Origin of the sequence: Acidovorax sp. T1, assembly GCF_002176815.1 — a bacterium.
In the GTDB taxonomy this organism is placed as follows: Bacteria; Pseudomonadota; Gammaproteobacteria; order Burkholderiales; family Burkholderiaceae_C; genus Acidovorax.
Window position 1 is genome coordinate 2,208,211 of the sequence record NZ_CP021648.1, and the last position, 22,816, is coordinate 2,231,026.

Here is a 22,816-nt window from a genome sequence, read left to right on the forward strand (position 1 = left end):
CTTATGCCGAGGTTGCCGAAGCATCCAGCCGCATCACCTTCAGCGACTCAATGCCCCGGTCATCCACGATTTTGATCGCCACCATGCGGTGGTCACCGGCCGAAAACGGCAGCGACACGGTGCCGGTGAAGGCTTGCAGCAACTCTGTATCCAGCTCGGCGCGGATGTCCTTTTTCAGCTTCATCCAGCCCTCGTCCTTGCCCGCCATCGGGAAGAACACCTGGTGCGGGAACAGGCTGCGCCCGTCGTAGTCGGTATCGAGCTGCCACGCGGCAATCTTGCCCTTGCCGCCCGACACCAGTTCGCCCTTGGCCGTGTCGAAATAGTCAAAGCCGTTCACCTCCACCTGCCACAGGCCATCGGGCAGTTGCGTCAGCAGCACATCGGGCTGGCCCATGAGCCAGAAGCTCTGGTTGCTGCTGCGCGCCTTCTTCAGGTCTTCGGTCAGCAAGTCGGTGTTCATCTGCGCCTTCAGCGCGGTGATGCCCTTGAGCGCATCGATGTCCTTGGCCGCCTCGGGGTCGAAGGCAAAGGCGCAGAACACGATCATCTTGGGGCGGGGGAACAGTTCGCTGGCCTCGTTCAGCGCGCGCTCCACCTGGCGCTGCTCCAGCGCGCCGTGCTCGGGGCCAAAGCTCACCACCACGCGCGCGCCGCCCAGACCGCCGGCCTCGTCCGATTCCACCAGGCTGCCGCTGGCGTGCACGCTGGTGGTGCCGGGCAACACCTCCAGCTCGGCAAAGCGCAGCATTTGCCCGCCTTTGCCGCGGATGCCGGTTTTCAGCAACTCATCGCGCCAGGTGTGCTGGCGGCTGGTGTGGCCGCTGCGGGCCAGGCTCATATCGGCCAAATCGGCCGCTTGCGCCTGCCCCGCTTGCGCTGGTAGCTCCTCAAGTGATAGCACAGTGGGGAAGGGCACGGCCTCCACCGTGAACGGGCCGCACACGCGCAGCTTGGCCTTGTCGCGCTCGGGCTGGTCGTACAGGGTTTCGCTGTCGGCGTTGCTGGCAATGCTGCGGTCCATCTCGGCCTGCATTTTTTGGCGGGCGGTGTGGAAGGCCGCAAGCGGCGCTTGCAGCGCGGCGGGCCAGTCGGCGGGCAGGTCAAACGGAACTTCCCATTCCTGCAAGTCCTGGCCCTTGCTGCCCAGCGCCAGCTTCTGGCCCTTGCGTGCGCCTTCGGTCACGGGGAAGGGCAGGGCTGGGGCGTGGGCTTGCAGCGCGGCGTTCAGCGCGGTCAACGCAGATTCGATGCCGGGGTGCAGGCGCTCGTAAATGGCGTCAATCTCGGCATTGTTGGCAATGCTCTTGAGCGTGACGTGGGGCACGGTCTTGTAGATGAACCCGCCCCGCAGCCCCTCGTTGGGGTAACGCAGGGCGAAGTAATCAAAGCTGGCGGTCATCAGCCGCTGCTTGGCCAGCGTGATGGCCACGCGCGAGGTGTCGCAGGTAATCCAGCGGCGGCCCCATTTCTCGGCGACATAGGCCGTGGTACCGGAGCCGCAGGTGGGGTCTAGCACCAAGTCGCCGGGGTCGGTGGTCATCAATATGCAGCGCTCGATAGGCGTCGCAGGTGTTTGAACTGCATAAACCTTGGAGTCGCTTCGACTTTGAACCCCGGAAAGATCATTCCATACGTTGGTAATTCGATAGCCCGTGAAATCGTTGAAGTAGCGCACATATGCCGGGCGCTTCCCTTCAATGCGGACACGATTTGCGAGTAATAAGCGGCCAAAACCTGTTTCGCTGGGTTTCCAATATCCGGGTTCCGGATTAAATTTTTGACCGTTTAGTTCAATTTGGTATCGCCCGCCAGGCCGTTGAGATGTGATCGTGTCCAGACGAAATGCCCTGCCATCTGAAAAATCTGAATCTCCTTCTGCTTCCTTGGCTGTGAGCACGCGACCATTTGGCATTTGAATGGATCGGTACTTTGAACCACCTTCTCCGCCCAATTCTTTCTCGGTAAAAATTGGTCGAAATTTAACGGAACTTTCATCCTTCGCGTACCACACCAAGTAATCACAAATGCCAGCGACACGATTGGTTTTTTCACTTGTTGTCGTTGTGAATGCAATTTGAGAAACGAAATTTTGTACGCCGAATAATTCGTCCATCAGATTTCGCACAAGGTGCACGTTTTCATCCGAAATCTGCACAAACACGCTGCCCGATTCGCTCAATAAATCCCGCGCCAGCAGCAGCCGGTCGCGCAAATACGTCAAATACGAGTGAATGCCCAGCTCCCAGGTATCGCGGAAGGCTTTGATCATTTCGGGCTCTTGCGTCAAATCCGCATCGGCCCGGTCTTTCACGTCGCGCTTGCCCACAAAGGGCTGGAAGTTGCTGCCGTACTTGATGCCGTAGGGCGGGTCGATGTAAATCATCTGCACCTGCCCGGCCATGCCTTCTTTTTGCAGCAGGCTGTTCATCACCAGCAGGCTGTCGCCCGCCACCAGCCGGTTGGCCCAGCCGCGGTCGTGTTTGTAAAAGTCCAGCGCCGAGCGCAGGGGCACGTTCTCGAACGGCGCCTCAAACAGGCCGGGCTGGAAAAAGTTTTGGTGTTTTTGGCCTCTAGCGCCCGTTCCACTTGCGCCAGCAGCTACTAATTTGCTAGCGTTTTGGCGCTTGCCCACGCTGCTCAAAATGCTCATGGCGTCAATGCGCTCGTGCACATGCAGGCTCACGGTGTCCACCTCAAACGCAGTGCGCTCGGCCTTGCCCGTCCATTGCAAATAGGGCGCACCCATGCGTTGCAGCGTTTGCAGGGCGTGGCGCATGGCGGCGGGGTCGTTGCCGGCCAGGGCGTCGGCAATCAGGCTATCTGCCTGGGCGCGGGCGCTGTCGAACTGCAGGGCCGGGTCGAGGTGGGGGTCGTAGGCCCAGGCGGTTTTGGGCTGCTCGGGGTCGCTTTCGGTGTTGACCAGGCCCACTTCGGGGTTGTTTTTGCGCCGGTCGGGGTGGCGGTAGGCCAGCACCTGGGCGTCGCCGGTGTCAATCTGGCTGGGCGTGGGTTTGGCTTTAGCGGGCTTGGCCTGCTTGACGGCTGCGGCGGAGGCATTGGGCGCTGGTACTGCTGGGGCATCGAGCGCAAACGCGGGGCGTGCCGCGCCGGTGGCCCGGGCAGTGGCGCCGCCGCGCCCTTTGCCTTTGACGGCCAGGCCCGCGGCCACCAGTGCCTCGCGTGCAGTTTTGAAGTCGTCTTCGATGGCTGGCGGCTTGTGTCCTGCGGCGGTGGCAGCAGCCAAAAACTGCTCTAGCAGCGTGATGTTGCCCACGGTGGTGTGGTCTGCCGGCAGCAGGTTGAGCAACAGCGTTTGCAGCTGTTGTTGTTCGTTGGTCATTCGCCCCATCCCCTCTGATCTCGATAAGGGGGAAGTTATAGCAGGACATTACGACCCAAAGCCCGTTTCAGAAATTCACTCAATGGCCCATACACCGGCGAAGACTCAGGATGGTTGAGGATAGGTGTGCTGGTATTTGGCTTGTTGGCAAAAGCTGTTACCAGTCGCCTACCAACATAACTGCCAACAACGAGTTGGTATGTCATGCTAGTCAATGAAGTCGCGTGAGACAACAAAAAACCCGTTGCTCCAATAGAGTCAACGGGTTGTGGGGTGGCTTGATGCCTTGCGAGATGGCAATTTGGAGCGGGTGAAGGGAATCGAACCCTCGTATGAAGCTTGGGAAGCTGCCGTTCTACCATTGAACTACACCCGCATAGCCGCGCATTATAGGCATCGCCAACGGCGCATTGCGACGATCACTGCCGAGTTTGACCTATGCGGAGGCAGCCGGGGCTATGCGCCGACCGCGCCCACACCGCTCAGGGCAATGCCAGACGCCGCTCGCTCTCGAAGTGGCGCACCGCTCCCGTCAGCGGATCGGTAAATTCCAGCGCGCGCGCCAGCAATTGCAGCGGCCGCGAATAGTCGCCCTCGGGCGGATCGTTGACGACTGGGTAGAACGGGTCATTGCGCAGCGGCAAGCCCAGCGCGGCCATGTGGACCCGCAACTGGTGGCGCTTGCCGGTGATGGGTGACAGCCGGTAACGCGCCCAGCCACCCGCCACCTCCAGCACCTGCATGTGGGTGTGGCTGTTGGGCTCGCCGGGCACTTCGTGCATGCGAAAGAACTGCGGGCTTTCTTCCAGGCGGCTGACATGGTCGCGGGGGAAGGACACATCCGCGCGCCAGGGCGCAATCGCGTCGTAGTGCTTGGTGATCTGGCGATCGCGGAACAAGGCCTGGTAGGCACCGCGTGTGCGCTGCTGCACCGAAAGCAGCACCAGCCCGGCCGTGTCGCGGTCGATGCGGTGCAGTGGCGACAACTCGGGCAGCCCGAGCCGGCGCTTGAGCCGCACCAGCAGCGTGTGGTGCAGGTAGCGGCCTGAGGGCGTTACGGGCATGAAATGCGGTTTGTCGGCCACCACGAGGTGCTCGTCCTGGTACAGCACCGTCTCAAGGAACGGCAGCACCGGCTCCGCCGGCAGGCTGCGGTAGTAGTACAGGCGCAGGCCGCCCTCGAATGGCCGCTCGGGCAGCACAGGCCGACCGCGCTCGTCCACCACATCGCCCGCCCGCATGCGCTGGCACCATTGATCGCGCGTCACCGCTGGCAAGCGCTGCGCCAGAAAGTCCAGCATGCTGCCCTGGCCGCGCGTGGGCAGCACCACGCAACTGGGGCTCACGCCGTCGCGCACGGGCAGAACGTGGGGATGGTGGGGGTTGTGCATGGCGTGCGGATTTTAGAAGGCTGCGACGCCTGCAGGTCCGTGCGCGGGCTGTAGGACAACTGCGCCAATACGCCCTTGCGGCGCAGAATCGGGCCAAAGGCGCGCGCTGCGGGCTAGCATGACGCCTCCATGACAGAACCACAGACTGCTCCCCAAACCGTGCCCGCATCGGCGCCCTTGCCGCCCGCGCCACCCCCATCACCGCGTCGCCGCCGTTGGCCGCGTTGGGCCTTGGGTGTGGCAGGCGGCTTGGTCGGGCTGGTGGTGATCGGCGCCATCGTGCTCACCCAGTTCGACTGGAACCGCGCCAAACCCTGGCTGAACCAGACCCTGAGCGATGCCACCGGCCGCCACGTTGCGGTGGAAGGCGATCTTTCGGCCACCTGGCAATGGCCGCAGACGCTGGACAATGGCTGGCGCCGATTTTTGCCGGGCATCACGCTGCAAGGCACGCAGCTGGTCATGCAAGACCCACCCGGTTTTGCCCGGCCCGGCAAGGCCGCTGAACCCCGGCCCATGGCCCGCGCCGAGATGGCACGCGCATCGCTCAAGCTCTGGCCCCTGCTGGCGCGCGAAGTGGCCATCGACACCCTGGAACTCACGGGCCCCGACGTGGCCCTGGCCCGCCTCGGCGATGGCCGCAACAACTGGACCTTCGAGCCCCAGCGCGCGCCCGACGACCTCACGCCGCGCTGGACGGTGGACATCAATCAGCTGGTAGTGCGCCAAGGGCAACTGACCTACGCGGATGTGGGCAGAGACCTGGACCTGAGCGCACACATCGACACCATCAACAAAACGGCGCAAGCCCCCGCGGCAGAAAGCACGGCAACGCCCGCTTCGGCCTCCGCATCCCCAACTGCCAGCCCAGCCACCGCCCCGGTCTACGGCGTGCGCTTTGACCTGAAAGGCACCCTGGGCAAGGCCCGCATCGAGGGCCAGGGCCAGGCAGGCCCGGTGCTCACGCTGCGCGACAAGGAGGTGAACTACCCGGTGCAATTCACCGCCAAAGCCGGCCGCCTGGAGACCGCCGTGCAAGGCATTCTGGCCAACCCCGGCGCGCTGTCGGGCATGGACCTGCAGGTGATGCTCAAGGGCGCCAGCATGGCCGACCTGTATGCGCTGACCGGCCTGGTGCTGCCCAACACCCCCGCGTTCCAGACCCGGGGCCGGTTGCAAGGCAGCCTGCACCCAGGCAGGGTGGTGTGGGACTACCGCGACTTCACCGGCACCGTGGGCCAGAGCGACCTGCATGGCAACCTGCGCTTTGTGTCGGGCGCGCCGCGCGGCAAGCTCTCGGGCAGCATCACATCCCGGCAGTTGCGCCTGGCGGACCTGGGGCCCGTGCTTGGCACGGCCTCCACGCCCTCCTCCAAGGCGGGGCGCAGCGGCAAGGTGCTGCCCGATGCCCCGTTTGCCACCGACCGCTGGAATGCCATGGACATGGACCTGAAATTCTCGGGGCAGCGCGTGATCCGGCCCGGCAGCCTGCCGCTGGAAAACCTCAGCGTGCACGCCCTGCTCAGCGATGCCGTGCTGCGCCTGGACCCGCTGCACTTCGGCGTGGCCAAGGGCCAGATCGAGTCGAAGGTGGTGCTGGACAGTCGCAGCAAACCGCTGACCGCGCGCCTGGACACGCGGGTGCAAAACCTGCGGCTGGCCGCGCTCTTCCCCGAGGTGGAACTCACCAAAAAGAGCCTGGGCCGGCTCGACGGCGCGATGGCACTCAACGGCAAAGGCAACTCGGTGGCGCAATGGCTGGGCACCAGCAGCGGCGAGGCCCGCCTGTATGTGCGCGACGGCACCCTGAGCCGCGAACTGCTCAACCGCGCAGCGCTCAACGTGGGCAGCATCGTGGTGGCCAAGCTGTTTGGCGACGACAAGGAAGTGCAGCTACGCTGCGCGGTGGCCGACCTGGCCGTGCGCGAAGGCGTGGCCACGGTGCGCACCGGCAAGCTCAGCACCAACGAGGCCATTGTGGACGCCAGCGGCACCATCAACATGGCGCAGGAGCGCCTGGACCTGCACATCAAGCCCGAATCGCTGCAGTGGAAGTTCTTCTCGCTGCGCACCCCGCTGTATGTGCGCGGCAGCTTTGCCAAGCCCGATGTGGGCGTGGAACCCGGCCCCCTGCTGCTGCGCGCTGGCGCAGCCATCGCCGCGGTGGTGGCGGCCCCAGCGGCGCTGGCGCTGTTGCCCGTGACGGTGCCAGGCGCCGACGACGATGCGCAGTGTGCGCCCCTGCTGGCGCAGGCCACGCAGCCGGTGAAGGCGGGCCGTGCGGGGCAACCCGCAGCGCCTGCCCCGCCTGCAGCGCGCTGAAAAGCGCCCGTAGCGGGGCGATATCCGCGCCATATCGCTCTTTTTTTGATAGCTGCTAGCGCTTTACCCATAAGCGCCATAGACCATTTTCAGTAAAATTTCGGCAAAAGAGCTGCATGCCACCAGCGGCCGTCACGAGGGCGAACGCTTCCCGCGAGATCGTCAAAGCGACCTGCGACCCTTGACCTCCTCTCAATGAAAATCCCGGCTGCCCTGCAGCGCCTGCGCCATGCGCCCGAGCAGCGGTGTGAGGTCTCTGAAGCGCTGGGCCACCAGGTGGCGCACCACGGCCTGGCCGTCGGGGCCATGGGGGCTGCACTGCCACACGCCCTCCACCGCCAGCAGTTGCGAGCGCAGCAGCGCGTTGCGCCAGGTCTCGACCAGTGCGGGCCACACGATCACGTTGACGGGGCCGGTCTCGTCCTCCAGCGTGACAAACATCGTGCCCTTGGCCGTGCCAGGGCGCTGGCGCACGGTGACGATGCCGCAGGCGCGCACCTTGCGGCCGTTGGGTGCGCTGTGCAGCTGCAGCGCGGTCTGCAACCGCCAGCGCACCAGGCGCGGGCGCAGCAGGGCCAGCGGGTGGCGGCGCAGGGTGAGGCCGGTGGCGGCGTAGTCGAACAATATTTCTTCCCCCTCGGGTGCGGCGGGCAGCGCCAGTGGTGCTTCGTGCACCGGCACATCGCGCCACAAGGGCGGCGCGCTGTGTTGCGCGGCGGCCTCCCACATCTGCTGGCGCCGGTGGCCCGAAAGGCTGGCCAGCGCATCGGCCGCAGCCAGGGCCTGCAGGTCTTGCTGGCTCAGTTGCGCCCGCAAGGCCAGGTCTTCGGTGCTGGTGAAAGGCGCAGCGGCCCGGGCCTGCACCAGGCGCTGCGTGGCGCTGGCGTGCAGGCCGCTGACCAGGCACAGGCCCAAGCGCACGGCCGGTTGCGGCAGCAGCGGCGTGGGCAGCCCCTTGGCGGGCCGCAGGCGCTCTTCCGGGCCTTCGAGCGTGCAATCCATATCGCTGCAGGTCACGTCGATGGGCAGCACGCGCACACCGTGGCGGCGGGCGTCCTGCACCAGTTGAGAGGCGCTGTAAAAGCCCATGGGCAGCGAGTTGAGCAGCGCGGCCAGAAAACACGCGGGTTCGTGGCACTTGAGCCAGCTGCTGGCATAGGCCAGCAAGGCAAAGCTGTGCGCGTGGCTTTCGGGAAAGCCATATTCGCCAAAGCCCAGCATCTGCTGAAAGATGGCCTGGGCGAATTCGGTGCGATAGCCGCGTGCCTCCATGCCGTCGATCAGCGGGCGCTCGAACCGGTGCACACCGCCCTTGCGCTTCCAGGCGGCCATGGACCGGCGCAGGTCATCGGCCATGCCGGGACTGAAGCCCGCTGCAATCATGGCGATCTGCATCACCTGTTCCTGAAAGATCGGCACGCCCAGGGTGCGGGCCAGGGCGGCTTCGAGCTCGGGCTTTTCCAGCTGCAGCGGCTCGCCCTTGCGCCTGCGCTCGCGCGCCTGCAGGTAGGGGTGCACCATGCCGCCCTGGATGGGGCCGGGCCGCACGATGGCCACCTGCACCACCAGGTCGTAGAACACGCGTGGCTGCAGGCGCGGCAGCATGCTCATCTGCGCACGGCTTTCGATCTGGAACACGCCCACGGTGTCGGCGGCGCAGACCATGTCGTAGGTGGCTGCATCCTCGCGCGGAATGTCGTGCAGCAGCCAGCGTTCGCCGCGCAGCACAGCGCGCAGGTCCAAACAGCGGCGCAGCGCGCTGAGCATGCCCAGCGCCAGCACATCGACCTTGAGCAGGCCCATGGTGTCCAGGTCGTCCTTGTCCCACTGGATGACGCTGCGGCCCTCCATGCTCGCGGGCTCCACCGGCACCAGGCGCGTGAGCTTGCCCTGCGTGAGCACAAAGCCCCCCACATGCTGGCTCAGGTGGCGCGGAAAGCCCTTGAGCTGCGCGGCCAGCTCCAGCCACAGCGCGGCGGTGTGCCAGTGCAGGGGCACCCCCACCGCCTGGGCCAGTTCCTGCAGGCGGTCGGTGGCAATGCCTTCGTCAAACCAGTGGTGGTCTTTGGCAAAGGCATCCACCAATGCGGGTGCCACGCCCAGCGCCTTGCCCACATCGCGCAGGGCGCTGCGCGTGCGATAGGTGGTGACCACGGCGGTGATGGCGGCGCGGTCACGGCCGTATTTGGCATAGATGTACTGGATGACCTCCTCGCGACGGTCGTGCTCGAAGTCCACATCGATGTCGGGTGGCTCGCTGCGCTCCTTGCTGATGAAACGCTCGAACAGCAGGTGCGAATCCTCCGGAGCAACCGCCGTGATGCCCAGCACATAGCAGACGACCGAGTTGGCGGCCGAGCCCCGCCCCTGGCACAGGATGCCCCGGCTGCGCGCAAAGCGCACGATGTCGTGCACCGTGAGGAAGTACATCTCGTACTGGCAGTGCGCAATCAGCGCAAGCTCCTTGCGGATCTGTGCGCCAATGGTGGCGGGCACGCCCTGCGGGTAAAAGCCTGTGGCACCGGCCTCGACCAGCCAGGCCAGGGCCTGAGCGGGTGTCATGCCCTCTGGCACCGTCTCCAGGGGGTACTGGTACTTGATCTCGTCGAGGCTGAAGTGGCAGCGCCCTGCCACCGTGAGCGTGGCGGCCAGCAACTCGGGCGGGTAGATGCCCGCCAGGCGCACGCGCTGGCGCAGGTGGCGCTCGGCATTGGGCTGCAGGGCAAAGCCGCATTCGGCCACGCTGCACCCACGCTGCACGGCGGTGATCACGTCCTGCAGCGGCTTGCGCGAGCGGGCGTGCATGTGCACATCGCCCGCCGCCACCAGCGGCAGGCCCAGCGCAGCACCCGCGCGCTGCAGCGTGGCCAGCCACAGGCTGTCGTCGGGGGCCAGGTGCAGCTCGACCGCCAGCCAGAGGCGACCATCAAAATTTGAGCAAAATTGACCTCTTGCGCTTGATACACAAGCGCTGACAGCTACAAAATCAGAAGCATCAAAGCGCTCGCGACAAGGGGCCAGCAACAGCTCGCACCCATCCAGAAGGCTAAAGGGGCTGGCGGTGCCTACGTGGTATTGCCCCTTGGGCGCCCCCGCACGGGCTGCGGTGATGAACTCGCACAGATTGCCCCAACCCTGCGCATCCCGCGCCAACGCCACCAGCCGCAGGTCGCCCCACACAAACTCGCTGCCCACGATGAGGTGCAGGCCACATTCCTTGGCGGCCTCCCAGGCGCGCACCACACCCGCCACCGAGCACTCATCGGTCAGCGCCAGGGCCTGGTAACCCAGTTGGGCAGCACGGGCCACCAGATCCTGCGGGTGGGAGGCGCCGCGCTGAAAACTGAAGTTGGACAGGCAATGCAGCTCGGCATAACCCGGCAAAGGCGCAGGCGATGGCATGGCGCCCCCCGATGGAGCGGACATTGCCGACGGCATGGAGACAGACGCCATGGCCTCACCCAAAGATGCCGTGCAGGAACCAGCGGTGCGGCTGCGCGGCCGACGTCACGCCCCTTTGCACCGCGCCCTTTTGCATTCCGCCCTCTTGCACCGAGCCGCCTGCTTGCGGCGCCAACCGCTCGCGGAACACCCACACCAGCCCCGCCACATCGTTGTGCGCCACAAAATAGTCGCGCAGCGCCAGGCCCGCACAGGGGTGGGCCGGGTCGCCAGCGCCCTCGTCTGCGGCCGACCACCAGCCCGCCTCGAACCGGTGCGGCCCCGCCAGCAAGCGCAGCAAGCCGTGGTGGCAGGGGCGGTTGCCCTGCACCGCCAGCCGCCGGGGTGGGCGCAACAGCCAGGTGGGCCACAGGGTGGCATCGGGTGCATTTGGGCCTGTGGCATGGGTGCCGGGGTGCGCGCGGTCCTGGCCCAGCACCTCGGCCGCAGGGCACCACTGCTGCATGCGCTCGGGCCGGTGGTCGGCCTGCAGCACGGGGGCCAGCACATGGTCGGCTCCCAGGCGGGCCGAAAGGCGCTCAAGCAACTGGTGCAAGGCCTCGCCGGGTGTGCCACCCGGCTCGTCGCAGCCACCGCCCCCGCGATCCCCAGGCGGCAGCAAGCTCGCACTGCGGTGTGGCAACGGGGCAGATTCGAGCAGGCGCAGCGTGATCTGGTTGACAGGCGCCGCCAGCGCCGTGCGCGCCAGGTTTTCAGACAACAGGCGCCGCAGGTGCGCCATGTCTTGCGTGGCCTGGGCGGTGCGCACCGGCAGGGCCTGCGTGGGGGCAATGGCCACGCCATCGATGCGCCGCAGGTCATGGTGCCAGGCCAGCTCCAGCGCCAGTGCGCCCTGCTGGCGCGCCTGCAGCCAGCCCTGCAGGACCGTGAGGCAGCGGCTGGCACTCCACAGCAGTGCATCGGCCGATGCGGCCAGTGCCGGCAGCTCGGCGGTCAGCGCAAACTGCTCGGGCAGCTCCAGCCAGGCGTGGGCTTCAGGGGCATCGCCCAGCGCCTGGTCCAGCACCCGCAGCACCTTGGCCCCAAAACGCCTGGCCACCCCGGCACGCGGCAGCGCCCGAAACGCCCCCCAGGTGCGGCATCCCATGCGCTCCAGGCTGGCCCCATGCGGGCGCAGGGCGGTCAGCGTGTGCAAGGGCAAATCGTTCACGTTCTGCACCGGAGGCGCGCGCCCGGCCTGCGCCATGCGCAACCAGGCCTGCGCCACCAAAGCCGTCCGCCCGCAGCCCCACACCGCCTGCGTGCCGGGCGGTTGTGCCCCCGCTTCCCTGGTGGCGGGGTGATCCGGCAGCCCGCCGGATGCGTCGGCCCAGGCCTGCAGCACCTGCGCCAGCAAGGCATTGCGCCCGCCCCAGAGCCGCTCGGTGGTGGACACCTCCAGCAGCACCGCCTCGCCATCCACCAGTGCCACGCGCGGCGTAAAGCGCAAGGCCCACCAGCCAGCCGCTGCGGCGTGCATCGCTGCGCCCGAAGGTGCTGCGGGCTCACCGCACCAGGGCAACGGCAGCGCGATCCAGTGCATGGCCCCTCCTCTCTGGCCCTGCCATCCCAGGCGCCAGCGCCGGACGCACCGGCAGCGCCGCGGGTGCCCCCAGGTCCGGCGCTGCATTGCGGCGCACCACCAGGGCATTGGCGATCCACTGCGCTGCGCGCCGGCGCTCGGCCTGCGCCGCCAGCACCTGCGCCAGACTGGGGTGGCAGCCTGGCAGATCCAGCCCCTGCGCCAAAGGCGGCCCCCGGCGCTTGAGGATCTGCACCTGCATGCCGGGCGATGCGGCGGCATCGCTCGGCAGGGCCAGCCCTTGCACCTGCAGCCGCAACAAGGCCGGCGACGCCTGCTGAGCGGCACTGACCGGGCGAAACACCCACAGCAACTGCTGTTGCTGCGCCGCTGCCAATTGCAGCCTGCGCAAGGCCGCAGGTTGTGCCTGCGGCAACCAGGCCATGACAGCCAGGACATCACGGCAGCGCAGCGCCTGTTCGGCCGCCCAGAGCGCGGCCTTGGCGCTATCGGCCCGCACCAGGCACAAGCGCTCGGCCGACAGCCCCTGCGCCTTGAGCGCCGGGCCAAAAGGCTCGCACGGTGGTGCCACCACCACCACGGCCCCCACCCGCCGGGCCGTAGCCTGCGCCAGTGCGGGCAGCACCAGCTGCCACTCGTGCAGGCCCGCCATGGGCTGCAGCACCTCGCTCAACGCCCCCACGGGCCAGCCACCGCCCGGCAGTTGCGCATCAAGCTGCGCAAACCCCGTGGGCAGCACCTTCTGCGGGCCCGAACCCAGCGTGTCCGCATGCCAGACACCGGGCACGGCAGACGGCAGATCGAACGCAACCCGCAGGGAAAGGCGTGGTGCAGGCATGGCGGTACAGGGGCTTGAGAAAATAAAACACTGTAAATATAACCAGTATTTTTAGCCCTGGGCCAAATGCCGCCGCAACTGATGGGAAGGAAATTTTTTGGCGGCCCGCCCTTTATGCGGTGGAGCGCGGCAACTGTGATGCCCAAAAGGCAGACGGCTACAGCTTGCGCAGCGCCCAATCACACCAGTCGGCCACTGCGGTATCCGCAGGCGTCGCACGCTCCGACAGTTGGGGCCAGCGGCGATGGCAGGCGTTCAGGATGCTTTGCAGCTGCCACAAAGCCTCCCTCCCTACCAGGGCCATCTCGGCCATTCCAATAGCGTCGCCTTGCAGTTGCGCCATCAGTTCGCCCAGATGCTGCGGGTGCGATCCGGCTTCTACAAGGGCTTTTTGCAAGGCCAGAAGGCGGGTGTCGGCAAATGCAAACGCACTGCCCGCCGGCGCTTGGGTGCCAGCACCTTCAGGCAAGGCCGCCTTGAGCTGCTCCCAGTAGATAAAGGCTTCGGCCAGCAGGTCGATCTGGCGCGTGGCATCGTTGCCCAGCGGCATCAGGGCGGAATCGCGCGCCACATCTTCCTGCAGCAGCGGCAGCACATGGGCCACCAGTGCGGCCGGGAACTTGCGGTGGTTCAGACGCAGCATCAGCGACAGCCGCTGGGCGGGCATGTCGGTGTATTTTTCGTAGAAGGCCGCCACCACCTCGGCCAGCAGCAGGATGCGCCCCATGGGCGAAATGTCTGCCCCGGACAGGCCTCGCGGGTAGCCGCTGCCATCCATGCGTTCGTGGTGCTCCAGCACAGCAATCTCCACGGGCCGGGCGTACACCCCGGCATCCCGGAGCATCAGCATGGAGGTGATGGGATGGGCCACCAGGTGCTTGCGCTGCACGCCAGTGACCTTATTGAGGGGGTCCATCCAGGCCGGATCCATGTGCAACACACCCACATCGTGCAGCAGCGCAGCGGCCGCCAGCGACACGCAGTCGCGTTCGCCCAGGCCGTTTTTCAGCCCCAGGAAAACAGCCACCATCATCATCTGCAGGCTGTGCTCGAACAGGTCAGGCCGCTGCTCGCGCATCACCGTCAGCTTGAAGGCAATGGGCTCGGGCAGGGGCAGTGAGCGCAAGGGCGCCAGCAGCCTGGCGGCAGAGCCGAGGGCCTGCACCAGCATCTGGGGCAAGGCGTTCTGCTCGGCCAGATCGCGCCCGGCAGCGATCAATGCCGGCACATCCACCGCATTCTCGACCGTCAGGTGCCGGTCGATGGGATCGCGCAACTTGTGCTGCACCAGATGGTCATACAGACGGCTGTCGATGCGTGCCCCTTTTTCCACCAGTTTGATGCCGTTGTCGGTATAGATGGCATCCTGGGTCACCACCGCTCGGCGGTCGGCCATGTTGGCGAGCGCGCGCAGGTAGTGCGGGCTGTCAGTGGCCGTGGCTGTAGCAGTAGCAGTGGCCGCCAGGAATGGATCTGTCATGCGGAAACTTCAAAAGGGACAGCCTTGAATATAAGACCAGAGGGGGCGGCTCGCCCATGCAAAAGGCCCGCTTGCGCGGGCCCATCTTGAGGCAAGTCAAGCAGCGCCTTCAGTGCAGCAGCGTAACGCCCGTCTTGGCCTGCAGGGTCTCGAACGTGACGCCAGGCGCCAGCTCCACCACCTTGAGGCCCAAGGGCGTCACGTCCATCACGGCCAGGTCAGTGATGATGCGGTCCACCACGCCCACACCCGTGAGCGGCAGCGTGCAGCGGGGCAGGATCTTCAGGTCTTCGGTGCCGTCTTTTTTGCGGGCCACATGCTCCATGAGCACGATCACGCGCTTGACGCCGGCCACCAGGTCCATGGCGCCACCCATGCCCTTGACCATCTTGCCGGGAATCATCCAGTTGGCCAGGTCGCCCTGCTCGCTCACCTGCATGGCGCCCAGGATGGACAGGTTGATCTTTCCGCCCCGGATCATGGCAAACGACTGGTCGCTGCTGAAGATCGACGAGCCCGGGATGGTGGTCACGGTCTGCTTGCCGGCGTTGATCAGGTCGGCGTCCACCTTGTCTTCGGTGGGAAACGGGCCAATGCCCAGCATGCCGTTTTCGGACTGCAGCCACACTTCCTTGTCGCCTGTGAAGTTGGCCACCAGCGTGGGAATGCCGATGCCCAGGTTCACATAAAAACCGTCTTCGAGTTCTTGGGCCGCACGGGCGGCCATCTGGTCTTGGGTCCAAGGCATGGTCAGGCTCCTGCTTTCTCTGTGACGGTTCTTTTCTCGATGCGCTTTTCGGGATGGGCGTGGTGCACGATGCGGTGCACATAGATACCGGGCAGATGAATCTGGTCGGGGTCGATCGTGCCCGTTTCCACCACCTCTTCCACCTCGACGATGCACAGTTTTCCGGCCATGGCCACGGCAGGGTTGAAGTTGCGTGCCGTCAGGCGAAACTGCAGGTTGCCCGATTGGTCGGCGCGCCAGGCCTTGACCAGCGAGACATCGGGCACCAGCGAGCGCTCCATCACATAGGTTTCGCCGTCGAACTCACGCAGCTCCTTGCCGTCAGCCACGATGGTGCCCACGCCGGTCTTGGTGAAAAAGGCCGGAATGCCCGCGCCGCCAGCGCGCAGCTTCTCGGCCAGCGTGCCCTGGGGCGTGAACTCCAGCTCCAGCTCCCCCGCCAGGTACTGGCGCTCGAACTCTTTGTTCTCGCCCACATAGGACGAGATCATTTTCTTGATCTGGCGCGTTTCGAGCAGCTTGCCCAAGCCAAAGCCATCCACGCCGGCGTTATTGGAGATCACGGAGAGGTTTTTCACGCCCGAATCGCGCAGCGCATCGATCAGCGCCTCGGGAATGCCGCACAGGCCGAAGCCACCCACGGCCAGCAACTGGCCATCGGCAACCACGCCCTCAAGGGCCTTGGCTGCGGAAGGAAATAACTTTTTCACCACGATCTCCTTGATAGTTTTGATGCGCTACGATACTACGTAGATAGATAAGTAGTACCCCGTAAAGATTTGCACTATGGACGTTGATTACAGACTGGCCTTTGAATTTGCTCCCGTGGGTTTGGTGCTCTCGCGCAACCGCACCATGGTGGATTGCAACCGGCTGGTCTGTGAAATATTTGGCGCCTCGCGGGAGGTGCTGATCGGGCAATCTTTTGAGGTGCTCTACCCCAGTGCCGATGAGTACGAGCGTCTGGGTGCGCACATGGAACCCATCCTGAACGCCAAGGGCCACTATGCCGACAACCGCATCATGAAACGGGCCAACGGCGAAGTTTTCTGGTGCCATGTGTCAGGCCGGGCCCTCAACCGCAACGCTCCGCACGAATCAGGGATCTGGAGCTTTGAAGATCTCAGCGCGCAGCGCACCGTCAAGGCCGAACTCACGGGGCGTGAACGCGAAGTGGCAGCCAAGCTGCTCGAAGGCCTGACCTCCAAGGAAATCGGCAAGGCCCTGGAGATCAGCCACCGCACCGTGGAAATCTACCGCGCCCGCCTGATGCGTAAATACAGCGCCTCCACGGCCGCCGATCTGGTGCACAAGCTGGTGGCAGGTAATTAATCCCCATTGCGGCATGGAGGGGCGGCCGTGTCAGCCGCCTCGCCCATGCAGAAAGCACAACGCCACCTGCCCGACCCAAGCGGGCCAGGCAGGTGGCGTGATCAAGGCGCTCAGGCGCTGGTGGTCGCTTCAGCCAGATCGAAGCGGTCCAGGTTCATCACCTTGGTCCAGGCCGCCACAAAGTCGCGCACAAACTTTTCGTGGGCATCGGCGCTGGCATAGACCTCGGCCAGGGCCCGCAGCACCGCGTTGGAGCCAAACACCAGATCGTTGCGGGTGGCTGTGTACTTGACCGCACCGCTCTTGCGATCCCGGCCCTCGAACACCTGCGCCGTGTCGTCCACCGACTTCCACGCGGTGCCCATGTCCAGCAGATTGACGAAGAAGTCGTTGCTGAGCACGCCCACCTTGTCAGTCAACACGCCGTGCTGGCTGCCGTCGTAATTGGTGCCCAGCACGCGCAGGCCACCGATGAGGGCTGTCAGCTGCGGCGCCGTCAGGGTGAGCTGCTGGGCCTTGTCGATCAACAACTCTTCCGTCGCGGTGCTGCTGGCAACGCGGCGGTAATTGCGGAAACCATCGGGCACCGGCTCCATCACGTCAAAGGACGCGACATCGGTCTGGTCCTGGCGCGCATCGACCCGGCCGGGGGCAAAGGGCACTTGCACCGACACGCCCGCCGCCTTGGCAGCCTGCTCCACGCCCACCACACCGGCCAGCACGATCACATCGGCCAGCGATGCCTTGCCAGACGCCTGCTGGATGGCTTGCAATTGGGGCAGCACACCCACGGCAATGGCGTTCACCGCCCAGTCCTTTTGCGGTGCCAGCGCCAGGCGTGCACCGTTGGCGCCACCGCGCTTGTCGCCGCCGCGGAACGTGGAGGCCGAGGCCCAGGCCACCGACACCAGTTCGCTGACCGACAGGCCCGAAGCCGCGATCTTCGCCTTCAGATCGGCAATGTCAGCCGTCGTGGGCTGGTGCTGCGGCGTGGGCAGCGGGTCTTGCCAGATCAGGTCTTCCTTCGGCACTTCGGGGCCGATGTAACGCGCCTTGGGGCCCATATCGCGGTGGGTCAGCTTGAACCAGGCGCGGGCAAAGGCTTCGTTGAATGCCTGTGGATCGTTCAAGAAGCGGCGCGAGATTTTCTCGAACGCGGGGTCAAAGCGCAGCGTCAGGTCGGTGACCAGCATCGTGGGCTTGCGCTTCTTGGCGGGATCGAACGGGTCGGGAACGATCTCGGGTGCGTCCTTGGCCTCGAACTGGATGGCCCCGGCCGGGCTGCGCGTCTGCACCCATTCGAACTTGAACAAGTTTTCGAAAAAGTTGTTGCTCCACTGGGTGGGCGTCTGGGTCCAGACCACTTCCAGGCCAGAGGTGATGGCGTCAGCGCCGCTGCCGCTGCCGTGGCTGCTGCTCCAGCCCAGGCCCATCTGCTCGATGGGTGCAGCCTCGGGCGCTGCGCCTACATGGCTGGTAGAAGCGGCGCCATGGGTCTTGCCCAGGGTGTGGCCACCGGCGATCAGCGCCACGATTTCCTCGTCGTCCATGGCCATGTTGCCAAAGGTGGCGCGGATGGCGGCTGCGGCAGACAGCGGGTCGCCGCTGGCGTTGGGGCCTTCGGGGTTGACGTAGATCAGGCCCATCTCGGTGGCGGCCAGGGGGTTCTTGGCCAGGGTCTCAGGGTTGCGGTGGGCCAGCCAAGCCTTCTCGTCGCCCCAGTTCACGTCCTGATCGGGTTCCCACACGTCTTCGCGGCCGGCGCCAAAGCCAAAGGTGCGAAAGCCCGCGTTTTCCAGCGCCACATTGCCCGCCAGAATCATCAGGTCGGCCCAGGAGATTTTTTGCCCGTACTTTTGCTTGACCGGCCACAGCAGGCGGCGCGCCTTGTCCAGGCTCACGTTGTCGGGCCAGCTGTTGAGCGGGGCAAAACGCTGCTGCCCGCGCCCGGCACCGCCACGGCCATCCACCGTGCGGTAGGTGCCCGAGCCGTGCCACGCCATGCGGATGAACAGGCCGGTGTAGGTGCCCCAGTCGGCGGGCCACCAGTCCTGCGAATCCGTCAGCAACGCTTTCAGGTCGGCCTTGAGGGCAGAGTAATCGAGCTTTTTGAACTCGGCGGCGTAGTTGAACTTCTCACCCAGCGGGTTGGAACGCTCGGAATGCTGGTTCAGCAAATCCACGCGCAACTGGTTCGGCCACCAGTCGCGGCTGGTGGTGCTGCCGCTGGTACCGGCTGCATGGAATGGGCATTTGGATTCTTCGGTCATGGAGAGCTCCTTGTGTGGATGATGGCAAGCGAAATGATAGTAAGCGGTTCAATAAAAAATAATCAATTCGCGCAATCTTATTGATAGTTTTTGACAACTATCTACCCCAGCAAACCCCAAAACCTGCACCCCACGCCGCAGGCAAGCCCCAGCGCAACGGCCCCCGCCAGGGCTCCGTGGTACGGTCACTGGAATCGACATTGACACCCAAGGAGACCCGCATGAGCCGCTACCCTTTTCCCGACCTGAGTGCCCTGCCCAAAGACATCCGCACCCGCATTCTCGAAGTGCAGGAGAAAGCGGGCTTCATCCCCAACGTGTTCCTGGCGTTTGCGCGCCGTCCGGCCGAATGGCGCGCGTTTTTTGCGTACCACGATGCGCTGATGCTCAAGGAAGAAGGCAGCCTGACCAAGGGCGAGCGCGAGATGATCGTCACTGCCACCAGTGCCGCCAACCAGTGCCTGTATTGCGTGGTGGCCCATGGCGCGATCTTGCGCATCTACGAAAAGAAACCGTTCGTGGCCGACCAGGTGGCCGTGAACCACCGCAAGGCCGACATCACGCCACGCCAGCGCACCATGCTCGACTTTGCAATGAAAGTCTGCCAGCGCTCGCACGAGGTCGAGGATGCCGACTTCACCGCCCTGCACGCCCATGGCTTTGACGACGAGGACATCTGGGACATTGCGGCCATCACGGCGTTCTTTGGCCTGAGCAACCGCATGGCCAGCTTTGCCGGCATGCAGCCCAACCCCGAGTTTTATCTGATGGGCCGCGTGCCCAAAGCCAGAAAACCCACCGAATAACTATGATTTTGATAGCTACCAGCGCTTGATATTAAAGCGCTACACGGCAATTTGATTCAAAATCATCCACTGACCAGCGCCCGCATCCAATCGGGCAGCGACACGGCTTTTTGCTGCGGAAAATCCACCCAGATGGTGGTCGCGCCGCCCGCCGCACAGATGGCGCCCGGCTGGTCCACGCGCTCCATCGTGCCCCAGGTCTCGAACGTGGTGCGGCCCGGGTCGCTGACGTAGAGCTTGAGCAGCACGTCGGCCGGGTATTCCAGCTGCTTGTAGAAATTGCAGAACGCATTGGCGATCACCGGCCCCTGCCCGCGCGGGTCGGGGTTGCAGCCCACCGACACCAGCCATTCGATGCGCGCCGTTTCCAGGTAGCGGAAGTACACGGTGTTGTTGACGTGGCCCATCGCATCCATGTCGCCCCAGCGCACGGGAAAGCGCATTTCAAAGACGAGTTTCTTGACCTCTGGGACGTCAATCTTCATATCGCAAAGCCGTCGTCCGCCGCGATCACTGCGCCATTTACAAAGTGGCTCTGGTCGCTGGCCAGCATCACGATGAGCGCATCCAGGTCCTGCGGCTGCCCCACGCGCTTGCGCGGCAGCATGGAGATGAGTTTTTGGCCCTGCTCGGTGTCCCAATGGTGGTGGTTGATCTCGGTGTCGATGTAGCCGGGGCAGATGGCATTCACGTTGATGCCGAAGCGCCCCCACTCCAGCGCCATGGCGCGGGTCATCTGCACCACGGCGGCCTTGCTCATGCAGTAGGCGCCGATCTGCGGCAGCACCTTGAGCCCGGCCATCGAGGCGATGTTGATGATGCGCCCGCCCGTGAAACTGCCCGGCGCCGCGCCACGCGAGCGCGCCAGCATGCGCTTGCCCACCTCTTGCGCCACAAAGAACGCACCCTTCACGTTGGTGTCGAAGATGAAGTCGTAATCCTCAAGCGTCACGTCCTGGATGCGCTGCGTGGTGCTCACACCCGAGTTGTTGACCAGGATGTCGATGGAGCCCATTTCCGTCTCGGCATGGGCCACTGCGGCCTTGATGGAATCGAGGTCGGTCACATCAAGTTCAACCACATGGGCATCGCCCCCTTCGCCTTCGATGCGGGCCCGCAGTTCCTTGAGCTTTTCCAGCCGCCGGCTGGCCAGCACCACACCGGCACCCGCGCGGGCCAGGGTGCGCGCGAACTGGGCCCCCAGGCCGCTGGAGGCGCCCGTCACCAAGGCTACACGGCCGGACAAATCGATGCTGTAAGCCATTGAGAGTCTCTCCACAAATGAGAAATAGAACGAAAACAGTGAACGAAAACGCCCCTTCGATGGTGCGTATTCGCATGAATACAATCAGTCGCCAGACGGACAGTGCTTTATCGCCTTGTTGCAAAAAATCCATTCATTATCAAACGCCCGACGAGACGCCCATGACAAACCAAGAAATCCTCGCCCAATACGGTCCCCGCGAAGCCATGGAATATGACGTGGTCGTGGTGGGCGGCGGCCCCGCCGGCCTGTCCACCGCCATCCGGCTCAAGCAGCTGGCCGCCGAAAAAGGCCAGGACGTGTCGGTGGTGGTGCTGGAAAAAGGCTCCGAGCCCGGCGCGCACATTCTTTCGGGCGCGATCATGGACCCCAAGGCGCTGACCGAGCTGATTCCCAACTGGAAGGAACTCGGCGCCCCGCTGAACCAGCCCGTCACCGACGACGCCATGGTGTTCCTGGGCGAGAAATCGTCGTTTCGCACGCCCAACTTCCTGCTGCCAGGCTGTTTTCAGAACCACGGCAACTACATCGTCAGCCTGGGCAACGTCACGCGCTGGCTGGCGCAGCAGGCCGAGAACCTGGGCGTGGAAATCTTCCCCGGCTTTGCCGCCGCCGAAGTGCTCTACAACGACAACGGCAGCGTCAAGGGCGTGGCCACCGGCAACATGGGCGTGAGCAAGGAGGGCGAGCCCACGGGCGACTTCCAGCTCGGCATGGAACTGCACGCCAAGTACACCATCTTTGCCGAGGGCGCGCGCGGCCATCTGGGCAAGCAGGTCATCGCCCGCTTCAAGCTCGATGCCGAAAGCGACCCGCAGACCTACGGCCTGGGCATCAAGGAACTGTGGGAAATCGACCCCGCCCGCCACCAGCCCGGCTTTGTGTTGCACACCGCCGGCTGGCCCATGGACAACAACACCTACGGCGGCGCCTTCCTGTACCACATGGAAGACAACAAGGTCACGCTGGGCTTCATCACGGGCCTGGACTACGCCAACCCGTACCTCAGCCCGTTCGAGGAATTCCAGCGCTGGAAGACGCACGCCAACATCCGCTACTACCTGGAAGGCGACGAATCCAAGGGCATCAAGCCGGCCAAGCGCATCAGCTACGGCGCCCGCGCCATCACGGCCGGTGGCCTGATGAGCCTGCCCAAGACCGTGTTCCCGGGCGGCGCGCTGGTGGGCTGCGATGCGGGTTACCTCAACGTCAGCCGCATCAAGGGCAGCCATGCCGCCATCAAGACCGGCATGCTGGCCGCCGAGGCCGCCTATGAGGCCATCACCGGTGGGCGCCAGCACGACGAACTCACGGCCTACCCCAAGGCGTTCGAAGCCAGCTGGCTCTACACCGAGCTGAACAAGGCGCGCAACTTCAAGGCATGGTTCAAGAAGGGCCTGACGGTGGCCACGGTGATGAACGGTATCGAGCAGTTCGCGCTCAAGGGCCACATCCCATGGACGCTGCACCGCGACAAGCCCGACCACGCCTATCTGAAGCCCGCCGCCGAGTGCAAGCCCATCGCCTATCCCAAGCCCGATGGCAAGATCACCTTCGACCGCCTCTCCAGCGTGTTCGTGAGCAACACCAACCACGCCGAAAACCAGCCAGCGCACCTGACGCTGAAAGACACCAGCGTGCCGGTGAACATCAACCTGGCCAAATACGCTGGCCCCGAGGCCCGCTACTGCCCGGCCGGCGTGTACGAGTTTGTGCCCGACGAAGCCAAGGGCGGCAGCGCGCAGCGCCTGCAGATCAACGCGCAAAACTGCGTGCACTGCAAAACCTGCGACATCAAGGACCCGACGCAAAACATTGTCTGGGTCACGCCCGAAGGTGGCGGCGGCCCGAACTACTCGGGCATGTAAAAACCATAGCACCTTGCGCATGAAGGGCCTGCGCTGCAGGCCTTTTTCGTTAATTTTTTAACCGCACCGCGCTGAAATCCCGACCCTGCCACGGGGCGGCTTGCCCCGCTTGCCAGCGCGGTGCCTGAGCGCAGTAAACTTGCTAGTTGGCCCCTTTGCAGCGTGTGCAG

The 22,816-nt window shown here is 64.9% G+C and carries 15 protein-coding genes and 1 tRNA gene; 4 read left to right on the plus strand and 12 right to left on the minus strand.

Annotation, left to right across the window (positions count from 1 at the left end; translation table 11 throughout):
• Nucleotide 1 precedes the first annotated feature (1 nt).
• The 3 genes from CCX87_RS10255 to CCX87_RS10265 all read right to left on the minus strand — a co-directional run bounded on the left by CCX87_RS10255 (nucleotide 2) and on the right by CCX87_RS10265 (nucleotide 4,734).
• Nucleotides 2–3,343 (minus strand): site-specific DNA-methyltransferase, encoded by a 3,342-nt coding sequence (locus CCX87_RS10255; RefSeq protein WP_087746037.1) that lies wholly within the window; start codon nucleotides 3,341–3,343, stop codon nucleotides 2–4.
• 302 nt (nucleotides 3,344–3,645) lie between these two features.
• A tRNA-Gly gene (locus CCX87_RS10260) sits at nucleotides 3,646–3,719 on the minus strand.
• Nucleotides 3,720–3,825: 106 nt separating this feature from the next.
• The gene (locus CCX87_RS10265; protein WP_087746039.1) at nucleotides 3,826–4,734 is read right to left on the minus strand and encodes a pseudouridine synthase; all 909 of its coding nucleotides are present in this window, start codon (nucleotides 4,732–4,734) and stop codon (nucleotides 3,826–3,828) included.
• A gap of 129 nt (nucleotides 4,735–4,863) precedes the next feature.
• On the opposite strand from CCX87_RS10265, the gene CCX87_RS10270 reads away from it, so the two are divergent.
• Nucleotides 4,864–7,056, plus strand: a complete 2,193-nt coding sequence (locus CCX87_RS10270; RefSeq protein ID WP_087746040.1) for an AsmA family protein — start codon at nucleotides 4,864–4,866, stop codon at nucleotides 7,054–7,056.
• A gap of 192 nt (nucleotides 7,057–7,248) precedes the next feature.
• Here CCX87_RS10270 and CCX87_RS10275 read toward each other — a convergent pair whose 3' ends face one another.
• The 6 genes from CCX87_RS10275 to CCX87_RS10300 form a co-directional block, all read right to left on the minus strand.
• Complete coding sequence (locus tag CCX87_RS10275; RefSeq protein WP_369825264.1) at nucleotides 7,249–10,509, minus strand: error-prone DNA polymerase; 3,261 nt, start codon at nucleotides 10,507–10,509, stop codon at nucleotides 7,249–7,251.
• A gap of 4 nt (nucleotides 10,510–10,513) precedes the next feature.
• Nucleotides 10,514–12,040, minus strand: coding sequence for a hypothetical protein (locus CCX87_RS10280; protein WP_087746044.1), 1,527 nt, complete (start codon nucleotides 12,038–12,040; stop codon nucleotides 10,514–10,516).
• Entirely contained in the window at nucleotides 12,003–12,878 is an 876-nt protein-coding gene (gene imuA, locus CCX87_RS10285; RefSeq protein ID WP_143218351.1) for a translesion DNA synthesis-associated protein ImuA, read from the minus strand. The genes CCX87_RS10280 and imuA overlap by 38 nt, the downstream gene beginning before the upstream one ends.
• Before the next feature lie 157 nt (nucleotides 12,879–13,035).
• On the minus strand, nucleotides 13,036–14,358 hold the full coding sequence (locus tag CCX87_RS10290; protein ID WP_087746046.1) for an HD-GYP domain-containing protein: 1,323 nt from the start codon (nucleotides 14,356–14,358) through the stop codon (nucleotides 13,036–13,038).
• A 109-nt stretch (nucleotides 14,359–14,467) separates the two neighbouring features.
• A complete protein-coding gene (locus CCX87_RS10295) occupies nucleotides 14,468–15,106 on the minus strand; it encodes a 3-oxoacid CoA-transferase subunit B (RefSeq protein WP_087746048.1) in 639 nt (212 codons plus the stop codon).
• Between the two features lie 2 nt (nucleotides 15,107–15,108).
• Nucleotides 15,109–15,816 carry a CoA transferase subunit A gene (locus CCX87_RS10300; protein WP_087748285.1) on the minus strand — a complete coding sequence of 236 codons (708 nt, stop codon included), beginning with the start codon at nucleotides 15,814–15,816 and terminating at the stop codon, nucleotides 15,109–15,111.
• 76 nt (nucleotides 15,817–15,892) lie between these two features.
• Here CCX87_RS10300 and CCX87_RS10305 point away from each other — a divergent pair, with 76 nt between their 5' ends.
• Complete coding sequence (locus CCX87_RS10305; RefSeq protein WP_087746050.1) at nucleotides 15,893–16,438, plus strand: PAS and helix-turn-helix domain-containing protein; 546 nt, start codon at nucleotides 15,893–15,895, stop codon at nucleotides 16,436–16,438.
• Nucleotides 16,439–16,548: 110 nt separating this feature from the next.
• Here CCX87_RS10305 and katG read toward each other — a convergent pair whose 3' ends face one another.
• Nucleotides 16,549–18,708, minus strand: coding sequence for a catalase/peroxidase HPI (gene katG / locus CCX87_RS10310; RefSeq protein ID WP_087746052.1), 2,160 nt, complete (start codon nucleotides 18,706–18,708; stop codon nucleotides 16,549–16,551).
• Nucleotides 18,709–18,929: 221 nt separating this feature from the next.
• Here katG and CCX87_RS10315 point away from each other — a divergent pair, with 221 nt between their 5' ends.
• Entirely contained in the window at nucleotides 18,930–19,514 is a 585-nt protein-coding gene (locus CCX87_RS10315) for a peroxidase-related enzyme (protein ID WP_087746054.1), read from the plus strand.
• 62 nt (nucleotides 19,515–19,576) lie between these two features.
• Here the strand turns inward: CCX87_RS10315 and CCX87_RS10320 are convergent, their stop codons facing one another.
• Together CCX87_RS10320 and CCX87_RS10325 are read right to left on the minus strand one after the other, a co-directional pair.
• Nucleotides 19,577–19,999 (minus strand): acyl-CoA thioesterase, encoded by a 423-nt coding sequence (locus tag CCX87_RS10320; protein ID WP_087746056.1) that lies wholly within the window; start codon nucleotides 19,997–19,999, stop codon nucleotides 19,577–19,579.
• A complete protein-coding gene (locus CCX87_RS10325; protein ID WP_087746058.1) occupies nucleotides 19,996–20,778 on the minus strand; it encodes an SDR family oxidoreductase in 783 nt (260 codons plus the stop codon). Before CCX87_RS10325 ends, CCX87_RS10320 begins: the two co-directional genes overlap by 4 nt.
• Nucleotides 20,779–20,939: 161 nt before the next feature.
• On the opposite strand from CCX87_RS10325, the gene CCX87_RS10330 reads away from it, so the two are divergent.
• A complete protein-coding gene (locus tag CCX87_RS10330) occupies nucleotides 20,940–22,646 on the plus strand; it encodes an electron transfer flavoprotein-ubiquinone oxidoreductase (RefSeq protein ID WP_087746060.1) in 1,707 nt (568 codons plus the stop codon).
• Nucleotides 22,647–22,816 lie beyond the last annotated feature (170 nt).